11 protein-coding genes are annotated in these 12,294 nt (G+C 69.8%); 8 read left to right on the forward strand and 3 right to left on the reverse strand.

Annotation, left to right across the window (positions count from 1 at the left end):
- The first annotated feature begins 5 nt into the window (after positions 1 to 5).
- Positions 6 to 2,438 (forward strand): phosphoketolase family protein, encoded by a 2,433-nt coding sequence (locus tag OG395_RS45900; protein WP_327248219.1) that lies wholly within the window; start codon positions 6 to 8, stop codon positions 2,436 to 2,438.
- Positions 2,439 to 2,493: 55 nt separating this feature from the next.
- Here the strand turns inward: OG395_RS45900 and OG395_RS45905 are convergent, their stop codons facing one another.
- Positions 2,494 to 2,820 carry a plasmid stabilization protein gene (locus OG395_RS45905; protein WP_266989492.1) on the reverse strand — a complete coding sequence of 109 codons (327 nt, stop codon included), beginning with the start codon at positions 2,818 to 2,820 and terminating at the stop codon, positions 2,494 to 2,496.
- 293 nt (positions 2,821 to 3,113) lie between these two features.
- Entirely contained in the window at positions 3,114 to 4,229 is a 1,116-nt protein-coding gene (locus OG395_RS45910; protein ID WP_327248220.1) for a baeRF3 domain-containing protein, read from the reverse strand.
- A gap of 119 nt (positions 4,230 to 4,348) precedes the next feature.
- Here OG395_RS45910 and OG395_RS45915 point away from each other — a divergent pair, with 119 nt between their 5' ends.
- The 3 genes from OG395_RS45915 to glsA all read left to right on the forward strand — a co-directional run bounded on the left by OG395_RS45915 (position 4,349) and on the right by glsA (position 6,862).
- Positions 4,349 to 4,843 carry a DUF1269 domain-containing protein gene (locus tag OG395_RS45915; protein WP_327248221.1) on the forward strand — a complete coding sequence of 165 codons (495 nt, stop codon included), beginning with the start codon at positions 4,349 to 4,351 and terminating at the stop codon, positions 4,841 to 4,843.
- 98 nt (positions 4,844 to 4,941) lie between these two features.
- Positions 4,942 to 5,505 (forward strand): hypothetical protein, encoded by a 564-nt coding sequence (locus tag OG395_RS45920; RefSeq protein WP_327248222.1) that lies wholly within the window; start codon positions 4,942 to 4,944, stop codon positions 5,503 to 5,505.
- 70 nt (positions 5,506 to 5,575) lie between these two features.
- Positions 5,576 to 6,862 (forward strand): glutaminase A, encoded by a 1,287-nt coding sequence (glsA, locus tag OG395_RS45925; RefSeq protein WP_327249673.1) that lies wholly within the window; start codon positions 5,576 to 5,578, stop codon positions 6,860 to 6,862.
- Between the two features lie 152 nt (positions 6,863 to 7,014).
- On the opposite strand, the gene OG395_RS45930 is transcribed toward glsA, so the two are convergent.
- On the reverse strand, positions 7,015 to 7,845 hold the full coding sequence (locus OG395_RS45930; protein ID WP_327248223.1) for an endonuclease I family protein: 831 nt from the start codon (positions 7,843 to 7,845) through the stop codon (positions 7,015 to 7,017).
- 218 nt (positions 7,846 to 8,063) lie between these two features.
- Here OG395_RS45930 and OG395_RS45935 point away from each other — a divergent pair, with 218 nt between their 5' ends.
- The 4 genes from OG395_RS45935 (at position 8,064) to OG395_RS45950 (ending at position 12,273) form a co-directional block, all read left to right on the forward strand.
- Positions 8,064 to 8,270 (forward strand): hypothetical protein, encoded by a 207-nt coding sequence (locus OG395_RS45935; protein WP_266989504.1) that lies wholly within the window; start codon positions 8,064 to 8,066, stop codon positions 8,268 to 8,270.
- A 64-nt stretch (positions 8,271 to 8,334) separates the two neighbouring features.
- A complete protein-coding gene (locus OG395_RS45940) occupies positions 8,335 to 9,492 on the forward strand; it encodes a methyltransferase (protein ID WP_327248224.1) in 1,158 nt (385 codons plus the stop codon).
- Positions 9,493 to 9,595: 103 nt separating this feature from the next.
- Positions 9,596 to 10,774 (forward strand): acyl-CoA dehydrogenase family protein, encoded by a 1,179-nt coding sequence (locus OG395_RS45945; protein ID WP_327248225.1) that lies wholly within the window; start codon positions 9,596 to 9,598, stop codon positions 10,772 to 10,774.
- A gap of 176 nt (positions 10,775 to 10,950) precedes the next feature.
- A complete protein-coding gene (locus OG395_RS45950) occupies positions 10,951 to 12,273 on the forward strand; it encodes an IS701 family transposase (protein WP_327241768.1) in 1,323 nt (440 codons plus the stop codon).
- The last annotated feature ends 21 nt before the right edge of the window (positions 12,274 to 12,294 follow it).

The following is a 12,294-nucleotide window of genomic DNA, read 5'->3' on the forward strand; positions in this document are numbered from 1 at the left end:
CGCACATGAGCGACGCCCGCACGCCTCACACCCGCACGGACGACGCCCGTGCACCGGACGCCTCTGCTCCGGCAGGGACGTCCGGCCTGTCCGACGTCGAGGTATCGGCTCTCGACGCGCACTGGCGCGCCGCCAACTACCTCGCCGTCGGACAGATCTATCTGATGTCCAACCCGCTCCTGAAGGAGCCGCTCGCCCCGGAGCACATCAAGCCCCGACTGCTCGGTCACTGGGGCACTTCGCCCGGACTCAACCTGGTCCACACCCACCTCAACCGTGTCATCAAGGCCCGCTCCATCCAGGCGCTCTGTGTCTGGGGCCCCGGCCACGGTGGTCCCGCCGTCCTTGCCAACTCGTGGCTGGAGGGCAGCTACTCCGACACATACCCCGATGTCAGCCGTGACGCGGCCGGCATGGGGCTGCTGTTCAGACAGTTCTCCTTCCCCGGTGGGGTACCGAGCCATGTCGCACCGGAGACACCGGGCTCCATCCACGAGGGCGGGGAACTCGGCTACGCCCTCACCCACGCCTACGGCGCCGCGTTCGACCACCCGGACCTGCTCGTCACCTGCGTCATCGGCGACGGTGAAGCGGAGACGGGCCCGCTCGCCGCGTCCTGGCACTCCAACAAATTCCTCGACCCCGTGCACGACGGGGCCGTCCTTCCGGTGCTCCACCTCAACGGCTACAAGATCGCCAACCCGACGGTGCTCGCCCGTCTCCCCGAGACGGAACTCGACGCACTGCTGCGCGGCTACGGGCACGAGCCGCTGTACGTCAGCGGAGACGATCCCTTCACCGTCCACCGGGCGATGGCCGACGCGATGGACCGGGCCGTCGACCGCATCGGGGAACTCCAGAGCGCCGCACGCACCGGCGGCGACACCGGCCGCCCCGCCTGGCCCATGATCGTGCTGCGCACCCCCAAGGGCTGGACCGGCCCCCGGGAGGTCGACGGGCTGCCCGTCGAAGGCACCTGGCGCGCCCACCAGGTTCCGCTGTCCGGCGTCCGGGACAACCCCGAACACCTGCGGCAGCTGGAGGCCTGGCTGCGCTCCTACCGGCCCGACGAGCTCTTCGACAGCGAGGGCAGGCCGTCCCCTCAGGTCCTCGACTGCGTACCCGAGGGGACGGCACGCCTCGGCGCCACCCCGTACGCCAACGGCGGGCTGCTCCTGCGCGATCTGCCGGTGCCGCCCCTTGAGGAACACGCCGTCGAGGTCGCCGAACCCGGCACCGTCCAGCACGAGCCGACCCGGGTGCTCGGCGGGCTCCTCGAAGATGTCATGGCCGCCACCGCCGGACGCCGCGACTTCCGCCTCGTCGGCCCCGACGAGACCGCGTCGAACCGGCTCGACGCGGTGTACGAGGCCACCGGCAAGGCCTGGCAGGCGCGGACGCTCCCCACCGACGAGCATCTTGCCCGCGACGGCCGTGTGATGGAGGTCCTCTCCGAGCACCTGTGCCAGGGGTGGCTGGAGGGCTATCTCCTCACCGGCCGGCACGGACTCTTCTCCTGCTACGAGGCGTTCGCCCACATCATCGACTCGATGGTCAACCAGCACATCAAATGGCTGCGCACCTCACGCCGACTGCCCTGGCGCCGCCCCGTCGCCTCCCTCAACTATCTGCTCACCTCGCACGTCTGGCGTCAGGACCACAACGGCTTCTCGCACCAGGACCCCGGGTTCGTCGACCACATCCTCAACAAGAGCCCCGAAGTCGTCCGGGTCTACCTGCCGCCGGACGCCAACACCCTGCTGTCCGTCGCCGACCATGCCCTGCGCAGCCGCGACTACGTCAATGTGATCGTGGCGGGCAAACAGCCCGTCTTCGACTGGCTCACGCTCGACGAGGCCCGGGCGCACTGTGCGCGCGGGGTCGGCGTCTGGGAATGGGCGGGTACGGAGGACGGCAGCCGTGAACCCGATGTCGTGCTGGCCTGCGCCGGGGACGTACCCACGCTGGAGACCGTCGCGGCGGCCGGGCTGCTCCGCCGCCATGTGCCGGAACTCGCTGTGCGCGTGGTGAACGTGGTCGACATGACGAAGCTGCTGCCGCAGAGCGAGCATCCCCATGGCATGCCCGATGCCGAGTACGACGCCGTCTTCACCCGGGACAAGCCGGTGATCTTCGCCTACCACGGCTATCCCTGGCTGATCCACCGGCTCGCCTACCGGCGGGCCGGGCACGCCCACCTGCACGTGCGGGGCTACAAGGAGGAGGGTACGACCACCACGCCGTTCGACATGGTCGTCCGGAACGACCTCGACCGCTACCGGCTGGCCATGGACGTCATCGACCGGGTGCCCGGACTCGGCGTCCGCGCCGTGGCCGTGCGCCAGGCGATGGCGGATGTCCGCACCCGCCATCACGCGTGGATCCGTGAACACGGCACAGACCTGCCCGAGGTGGCCGATTGGACCTGGGACGGCTGACAACGCCCTGTCCGGACGGACCCCGAGGTGGATGCGGACCGACGGGGGCGAGCGCTCAGCGGCCGACCGCCCTGGCCAGTTGGGACTTCGTCATGTTCGAGCGTCCCTTGATGTTCTTCTTCCTGGCCTCTTCGTAGAGCTGGTCGCGGGTGGGGCCTTCGGCTCCGCTGCGGGGGCCCGGACTGCCGCCGCGCTGCGCGGACGAGAGGTCATGGACGAACAGATCGCTCGCGGTCCTCGACTCGCCGGAGCGGGCACGCTCCATGTGCACCGTGCGCGCCGCGATCTCCTCGGCCCGCTCCTCACTCACTCCGCGCTCCTGCGCACTCTCCTTGATGTGTTCGTACTGCCGCACACGGTTGGTACTGGATCCGGGTGGCATGGTGCGGTCACTTCCTCTCCCGGGGGCTGTGTCCTCTGCGGGACGGGGGTCCGGGGCGCCCTCTCCAGTGTCCCAGCGGCTCCTGGGACACGCATCGGGTCGCCGCCGGTACAGGGGCCTCGCGGCCGCCCGGGCAGCCGCGCAGCCGCGCAGCCGCCCGGGTCCTCGTCCGTCCTCGAGGCGGCGAGGGCGCCGGCGGCCCGCCGTCCGGAGGCTGTCCGCCGTCCTGCGTACCGCCGCGCCCGCTCCGGCCCTGTTCACATGGGGTGCTCCCGCTGCGCAGCGACTCCTGCTCAGTAGCGCAGAGCTGCCGCGATCCGCCCGTGCTCCGCCAGCGAGTCGTCGGCGAGGAACACCACATCGGCGCCGCTGTCCAGCGCCGCCTCGACGAGCTCGTCGACGATGTCCTCGCGGATCGTCCCGTCGGCTGTGCCCACGGTGCCCGCGGGCACCGGCTCCAGGTGCTCGTCCGTGACCCGTACGGTCTGCTGGAACTGCTCCTCCACCGCGACGAGAGCGGCCCGCCCCTCCCGCACGGCTGCCCACACCTCGTCGAGACCACCTGCGTAGGCACGGCGGCCGCGGGCGTCGTCGAGCCTGGCCGCGACCTCTGCGGCGGCCTCCGCCCGGCGTTGACCGAGAGCGGGTGCGAGCTCCTTGAGGAAGCCGCTCGGCGACAGATCGGCCGGCACCCCCTTCGTGACCCGGCCGACCGCCGGCTTGGTGGTCCCGCCGACCTCGTCCAGCAGGGCGAGGGCCGGGGCGAGACCGACCAGGTACACCGGTCGCGGATCGGCGGCCAGGACGGCACGCAACTTCTCGTCGACGGAGCGCAGGAAGATACGCGTCTCCTCGTCGGAGAACGTGCTCGGTGTGTCCCCGATCTGCTCCTCGCGCTGCGGGTTCGGTGCCTCCTGCGGAACCGTCAGCGGGAACCCGCCGGTCTGCTCCTGGTGCACGGAGTCGGCCGTTCCGCTCCACAGTGTCGCGTGGTCGGATGCGACGGTCAGCGCCCAGTACGGTTCGGCCAGGGCCTTCGCGGCCACCAGGTTCCGGGTCAGATAGGTGTCGCTCAGGACCACCCGTTCGGGCGCCGTACGGGGAAGCAGCCAGATCTGATGCTCGTCCGCCGTGGCCAGGATGAGCAGACCGTCGAGCCTGCGGCGTGTATCCACCTCGTCGATCGCACGGGCCAGCTGCGTCTTGATGGCCGCCCTGGCCTCCCGGGACACCGCGGGATCGGCGTCGAGCCGCCGTTCGGCTTCGGAGAGCAGGTTGCGCAGCCGTACGGCGTCCTGAGCGTTGTCCGGAGCCTGTCGGTGCGTCGGCATGGTCAGGGACACAGCCGGATAGGGCTTGGGCGCTCGCAGCTCCTGCAGCAGGCCGGCGGTCAGGGCGTCCGTATCCATAGTTCCTCCGGGGAATTGCGCCCACTCCCGTGCAGAGCGGACGACTTCGACGAGTCAATTCATACCTTTTGATCCTAATATGAGCGAATTGCTTGACCTTGCCTCAGGAGGGATGTGCGATGTCCACGCTCACCGTGTGGAAGTTCCAGTCGGCCGAGGGGGCGGAGGACGTGGAGACCGCGCTCAAGTCCCTGCAGAAGGAGGGGCTGATCAAGATCCTGGACGCCGCGGTGGTCAGCTGGCCGGCCGACAAGGCGAAGCCGAAGACCAAGCAACTGCTCAACCTGGTCGGCGCGGGCGCCCTGAGCGGCACGTTCTGGGGGATGCTCTTCGGGCTGATCTTCCTGATGCCGCTGCTGGGCGCGGCCATCGGCGCGGCGGCCGGGGCGCTGGGTGGCAAGCTGGCCGACGTCGGCATCGACGACGACTTCATCGCCGAGGTCAAGAAGCAGGTGACGCCCGGCACTTCGGCCCTGTTCCTGCTGACCACGAACGAGGTTCCGGACCGGATCAGCGACGCGCTCCCCGGTGGCGGCGCCGAGCTCCTCCACAGCAACCTGGACACCCTCAGTGAGGCGCGGCTCCGCGAGGTCTTCGGCGACGACGCCGAGTGACCCGAGTGGAGGAGCCCGGCGGATCCGGGTTCGTCCGGTGCGTCCCCCGTCCTGCCGTATGCCGTCGACCCACTTTCCCGAGCAGACCCGGAGTGTCCGTGAACCAGTCCCGCCCTCTGCGGCGCACCCTCGGCGGCCGCACCGCCCGCCGCCTCACCCCCGCCCTGCTGGCCACGGTGATCGTCGCCGGCACCGCCGCCTGCGGCGGCTCCACCACCGCGCCAGGCACGGCCAGGAGCACCCGTACGGTGTCCCCGGGCCCGACCGAGTCGCCGTCCGCGAGCGCCTCGCCGCGCACCCACGAGTCATTCGCGGCTTCGGTCTCGGCCGAGGTCGAACGCAACAGGCAGCGGGCGACCAAACAACTCGCAGGCGTCCAGGGGCAGGGCAACGCCGTGAAGGACGTGTCGGTGACCGGGCTGCCGGTCGCTAAGTCCGAGCAGTTCCGAAGCGCCCTGGTCCGCGTTACCAACCCCACCGACAAGCCGGCGTTCTACGCGGTCCGGGTGGAGTTCGTCGACGCGTCGGGGAAGGTCCTCGACTCCGTGGTGCTCGGCTTCGCGGACGCCCCGCCCGGCAGGACGGTCAGTGAGCACGCGAACAGCCGTAAGGCAGCGGGCGTCAAGTCGTTCCCCCGGATCGCCCAGGCCGAGCGCAGCTGACGACGGGGGCGAGGTGAGCGCCGCCGCCGACGCAGTGACGGACGTCCTGCGGGAACTGCGCAGCCGGTTCATGGGGGAGCGGGTCGGGGAACTCATCGACTACATCCCCCAGTTGGCGCTGGCCGACCCGGACGCCTTCGGGCTGGCGCTGATCAGCATGGACGGCCACCGCTACAGCACCGGTGAGGCCGACGTTCCGTTCACCATGCAGTCCGTGTCGAAGCCATTCGTCTATGCCCTCGCGCTGTCCGTCCTCGGACTCGACGAGGTGTGCCGCTGGGTGAATGCCGAGCCCAGCGGCGAGGCGTTCAACGCCATCAGCCTGGAACGGGCGACCGGACGCCCAGCCAATGCCATGGTCAATGCCGGTGCGATCGTCACCACCGCACTGATCCCGGACACCGCCGACGCCCCGAGGTTCGACCGCATCCTGGACTGCCTGAGCCGGTTCGCCGGACGGCAGTTGGACGTCGACGAGGCGGTGTACGCCTCTGAGGTCGCCACCGGCGATCGCAACCGCGCCCTCGCCTACCTGATCCGCAGCACCGGTCTGCTGCCCGTCGACCCGGTGGCGTCGGTCGAGACCTACTTCCGGCAGTGCGCGGTGCGGGTCACGGCCCTCGACCTCGCCGCGATGGCCGCGACGCTCGCGCACGGCGGGGTGAACCCGCTCACCGGTGAGGCGGTCGTCGAGGAAGCGGTCGCCGCGCAGGTGCTCACCGTGATGGCGACGTGCGGCATGTACGACGCATCGGGCGACTGGCTGCTGCGGGTGGGGCTGCCCGCCAAGAGCGGGGTGTCGGGTGGTCTGATCGCTGCGGGACCGGCCCGGTTCGGCCTGGCGACGTACAGTCCGCTCCTCGATCCGACCGGCACCTCGGTGCGCGGGCGCCGGGCGCTGGGGGCGCTCTCGGAGCGGCTCGGTCTGCACCTGATGCACAACCCGGCACTCGCCGGTTCGACCGTCACCCTGGTCACCACCGCCGACGATCTGCCGTCCGCCCCGACGGGGGAGCAGGAGCGTGCCCTGCGGGAGCAGGTGTCAGTCGTGGCCGCGCAGGGGGCGCTCGACTTCACCGCGGCGGAACGGGTGCTGTACGCGCTCGACGAGTCGCGGACGCAGGAGACCGCGTCCGTGGTGCTGGATCTGCGACAGGTGACAGGGGTGGACACCGTGGCCCTGGCGATGCTGCGGTCCGGACTGGAGCGGCTCGCGGAGGGCGGCCGGCGGACGGCGGTGGTCGACCCGGCGGGCCACTTGGCAGCAGTGTCCGCCGGCGAAGGTCCGACAGCTCCCCAGCGGTTCACCTCACGCGACGAGGCCGTCGATCGCGTTGCTCATGACCTGGAGCCCTAGGGGCGACCGGGGCGCCGACACCGGCGAGGGTACGGGCGACGGTCCGGCCGGCCGTGCCCGTCATGCATGCCGTACGCCGTCCGCTCGTCCGCGGTCACGTCGTCGGGCGGCTCGCCCGACGACGTGACCGCGTGCTGGACGAATCGGCCGTTCTACCAGATGGATTCGACCCATTCCGGGTGGTCGATGAACGGGTTCCTGTTGTGCTGGTACTGGTCGAATATGACGTCGTTGCGCCGCTTCTCGAAGGTGTCCGGCGGGTCTTCCTGGCTCCACTGCTTCAGCACGGAGAGCCTGCCGATGTTCGGCGCGGAGCCGTTGTTCACCTGCTCGTTCGGTTCGAGGTCGGCGAAGGCGTCGTCGCCCTCGTAGCGCACCGCCATGTAGAGGATCATGCGAGCGACATCACCCTTGGCCGCATCGCGCGGCTCGAAGGAGTCGCCGTCGGTGTAGTTGCCCGGTGCCCCGCTCACCGCGCTGCCGCCGTCGTCGAAGTCCTTGTTGCCGCGGATGGAGTTGACGGTGACATCCTCCGGACGCAGATGGTGGATGTCGGTGCCGGGTCCGGTGGTGGTGCCGAAGTCGCCGTGCGACTTGGCCCAGACGTGCTCACGGTTCCACTGGCCGACCGAGCCCCCGTTGTCGCTCTTCGGCTCGGAGCGCCCGGAGTAGATCAGGATGACGTTCGAGGAGTTGACGGGGTCCTGGTCGGTGTTCTTGAGTGCGTCCCAGACCTGGCTGTACGAGATCTTGGACTGGACGCTGATGATCGAGTGCAAGGCGCTCTTGAGCTGGGTGCCGGTCTTGCCGATTGCGCTCTGGTAGTACGTGTCGTCGAGCGTGGTGAGCGGCGTCGCGGCCGCCGGTGCGGTCCGGGGCGCGGCAGGTGCCGCCGGTGCGGCGGCGGCCGTGCCGGCGAGAACCGCGAAGGCGGCGAGGGTGGCGAGCAATGGGCGCCGGTGGTGATGGCGGCGACGGGACATGTGGGGTGTCCTCTCCGGGGCATGCGGCATCGCGGCGCCGTCACGGGGTGGGGGACGGCGCCGTGGTGGTCGTGTGGTACGTGGTCAGCGGGAGCCTTCCACACGCACCGTGATCGCGGTGTGAACGCAGCGTACTTATCATGTGCAGGTCAAGTGAACGCTTCGGATGCGCTCCTGGAGCCGCAGGGCGAGAATTGCCGCAAGGACGAGGAGGCGGCATGAGCGAAGACCCCGAATCCGTATCCGCATCCCTGGCACGGGGGGTGACCCCGGACAGCCTCTTGCACACCGGCGGGAGCGACAACGCGTCGGCAGAGGACCTGGTGCTCGCCTCCGGGCGGGACCTGACTCCGCAGAATCTGGAGTGGGCACAGCGCCGGCTGGCACGAGAGGGCCGGGCGGCAATCGAAAAGCAGTTGCCTTAGTGGGCGGCCGGCGCGGCGGGGAGTGTGTGGGTGCTCCCCGCCGCTCGGCTAGCCTGAAGGCACAATGAACCGTTTGACGACGTCAAAGGGCGAGTACGAGCTCGCCCGCTACCCCGAGCACCCGCGCGACCCGTTCCGCGCCTGGGACGCTGCCGACGAATATCTGCTCCGGCAGCTGGAGGGGGCCGACGGTGCGACCCCGGTCGAGCTGACCGGCACCGTGGTCGTGGTGGGCGACCGCTGGGGCGCCCTGAGTACGGTGGTGGCCGAGCACCACCCCGTACAGATCACCGACTCGTACCTCGCCCAGCGTGCGACGCTGGCGAACCTCGTCCGCAACGGCCACGACGAGGACGCCGTACGTCTGCTGTCGGCCAGGGACACCCCGCCGGACCGGATCGACGTCCTTCTCGTGCGGGTTCCCAAGAGCCTCGCGCTTCTGGAGGATCAGCTGCACCGGCTCGCGCCCGCCGTGCACGCCGGAACGGTCGTCATCGGCACCGGCATGGTGAAGGAGATCCACACCTCCACCCTCAAACTGTTCGAGCGGATCATCGGCCCCACCCGCACCTCGCTCGCGGTGAAGAAGGCTCGGCTGATCTTCTGCACCCCGGACCCGGCGCTGGCCCGTACCCCCAGCCCCTGGCCGCACCGGTACGAGCTGCCCGGCGACGTCGGCGCGGTCTCCGGCCGGACCGTGGTCAACCACGCCGGGATCTTCTGCGCCGAGCGCCTCGACATCGGCACCCGATTCTTCCTGAACCATCTTCCCGAGCGCACCGGCCACGACCATGTCGTGGACCTGGGCTGCGGCAACGGGGTCGTCGGCACCTCTGCCGCGCTCGCCAACCCCGGAGCGGCGGTCACCTTCGTCGACGAGTCCTACCAGGCGGTCGCGTCCGCCGAGGCGACCTTCCGTGCCAATGTCGGCGCGGACGCCGAGGCCCGCTTCCTGGTCGGCGACGGGACGGCGGACCTGGTCCCGGGCAGCGTGGACCTGGTGCTCAACAACCCACCGTTCCACTCGCACCTGGCGACCACCGACGCCACCGCCCGGAACATGTTCCACGGCGCGCGGACCGTGCTGCGGCAGGGCGGCGAGCTGTGGGTCGTCGGCAACCGACACCTCGGGTACCACACGCAGCTGCGCCGGATCTTCGGCAACTGCACCACCGTCGCCGGCGACCCGAAGTTCGTCGTGCTGCGCGCCGTCAAGCGCTGACACCACGGGTGCGGCTCCGCGGCCCTTCCGGATTCTTGCAACACGTTCTACTGTGTGCGCCGCCGCACACGGGCGACGCGACCGCGAGACTCCTGGAGGGGCCGTGCACCTCGAATACACGCCTGAGCAGCAGCAGTTGCGCGCCGAACTGCGCACGTACTTCGCCGCACTCGTTCCCGACAACGCCTACGCCAGATACGACGACCCCACCGTCCAGAAACGCTTCTACCGCGAGACGATCCGACGCCTCGGCGCCGACGGCTGGCTCGGCGTCGGCTGGCCCACGGAGTACGGCGGACGCGGCCTGTCCCCGATGGAACAGTTCATCTTCTTCGACGAAGCGGCCCAGGCGGGCGTACCGCTGCCCCTGATGGCGCTCAACACCGTCGGCCCGACGATCATGCAGTTCGGCACCGACGAACAGAAGGCGTACTTCCTGCCGAAGATCCTGGCAGGCGAGATCGACTTCGCGATCGGCTACAGCGAACCCGACGCGGGCACCGACCTCGCGGCCCTCAAGACCCGCGCCGTACGCGACGGCGACACATATGTGGTCAACGGGCAGAAGATCTGGACGACCAACGGCGACACCGCCGACTGGGTGTGGCTCGCCGTCCGCACCGATCCCGACGCCCCGCCGCACAAGGGCATCACCATGCTGCTCGTCCCCACGAGCGACCCCGGCTACTCCTGCACGCTGATCAACACCCTCGCCTCGCACGACACCACTGCCAGCTACTACGAGAACATCCGTGTCCCCCTCTCCCGTCGCGTCGGCGACGAGAACAAGGGATGGCGGCTCATCACCAACCAGCTCAATCACGAACGCGTCACCCTCGCCGCCCACGGCACCATGGCCATCCGCGCCCTCCACAACGTGCAGCGCTGGGCCGCCGGCACCGAGCTCGCCGACGGGCGCCGGGTCATCGACCTCGGCTGGGTCCGTGCCCTCCTCGCCCGGACCCACACCCGGCTCGACGCGATGAAGCTTCTCAACTGGCAGATGGTCTCCGCCGTCCAGCGGTCCACCCTCACCCCGCAGGACGCCTCCGCCGTCAAGGTCTACGGCTCCGAGGCGCGACGCGACGCCTACGCCTGGCTGATGCAGATCCTCGGTTCGGCCGGACCGCTCAAGGAAGGCTCGGCGGGCGCCGTCCTGCACGGCGAACTCGAACGGGGATACCGGTCCGCGGTCATCTTCACCTTCGGTGGTGGCAACAACGAGATACAGCGGGAAATCATCTCGTGGATCGGCCTGGGGATGCCGCGCGTACGCCGCTGAGGGTTTGTGACGAGGCTTTTTAGTTGGCACAAAAGATGGGTCTCGACTTTCGTCGTTCTGACCAACTGTCAGATAGGTAGCTCGCACGGGTGACCTGTGGCCATCGGCCCGGCCGGGAGGCAAACGCCAAGGAAGCATCGGCGGTGCTTATGTCGCCTGCTGTGAGGGACCCGCCGATGCTTCCGGATCCGACCGTACCCGCATCTCTGCTCGCTGTGCTGGGCGCTTTGCGCGGCAGTTTCACCTCGCCGACCTTCTCCACGTTCGCCGCGCTGGTCACTGGGCTGATCGCGAACACCGGTCGGGGCACGGTCACCGGGATGCTGCTGGGCGCGGGGTTGACCCGTTGCTGGTCCCATGACCGGGCCCACTCCTTCTTCGCCCGCGCCCGCTGGGAGCCGCAGACGCTGGGCGCGTCGCTGTCCCACCTTGTGGTGCGCTCTGTGGTGCCCGACGGCACCCCGCTGACGGTGGCGGTCGACGACACGCTGTTCAAACGGCGTGGGAAGAAGGTCTTCGGCGCCGCCTGGCAGCACGACGGCTCCGCCGCCGGCCGCGACGGGATCGGCTACGGCACCTGCTTCGTCGTCCTCGGCCTGATCGTGGACCTGCCGTTCCTGCCCCGTCCGGTGTGCCTGCCGGTGGCCGCCCGGCTGCACCGCCCGAAAGGCGAGCAGACCAAGGTCGAACTGGCCGCTTCCATGATCCGATTCCTGGCCGCCTGCCACTGGAGCCGACGTATCGATGTGGTCGCGGATGCCGCCTACCACGGCAAGGCGCTGCGTGACCTGCCCGTATCTGTCACCTTCACTACCCGGCTGCCGTCCCACGCGGTGCTCTACCGCCTTGCCCCACCGCCGACCGGACGGCGCGGTAGGCCCCGCCTGAAAGGCGACAGGCTCGGCACTCCGGCCGAGCTGGCCGCCACGCTGGCGTTCACCCCGCAGGCCGTGACCCGCTACGGCCGCACCGAGACCGTGTTCACCGCCGAGACCACCTGCCTGTGGTACGGCTCCTTCCACACCCAAACGGTGAAGGTGCTGCTGCTCCGCGAGGATGCCATCGACACCGGCTACGACCTGGCGTTGATCTCCACCGACCTGACCGCGTCGGCCGGGCAACTGGTGGCCCGGTATGCCGCGCGATGGTCGATCGAGGTGACCTTCGGCGAAGCCCGCGGCATCCTCGGCGTCGGCCAGGCCCACCACCGGACCCGGCGCGCGGTCCAGCGAGGGGTTCCGTTCGGCCTGTACTGCTACACGATCACCGTGGTCTGGTACGCGCTGCACGGCCACCACCCCCAGGACGCGGCCGAGCACCGGGCACGGGCCCCGTGGTACCTCACCAAGACGCACCCGGCGTTCTCCGACATGACCGCCAAGCTCCGCCGAACGATCATCGCGGCCCGATTTATGCCCATCGACGCCGGTCAGCCCACAGATACCGAAATCCGCGCCGTGCAAGAGGCATGGGCCGCAGCCAGCGCACACCTGGCATGACGATCAATCAGAACGTCGAAA

Origin of the sequence: Streptomyces sp. NBC_01320, assembly GCF_035974375.1 — a bacterium.
Lineage (GTDB): Bacteria > Actinomycetota > Actinomycetes > Streptomycetales > Streptomycetaceae > Streptomyces > Streptomyces yanii.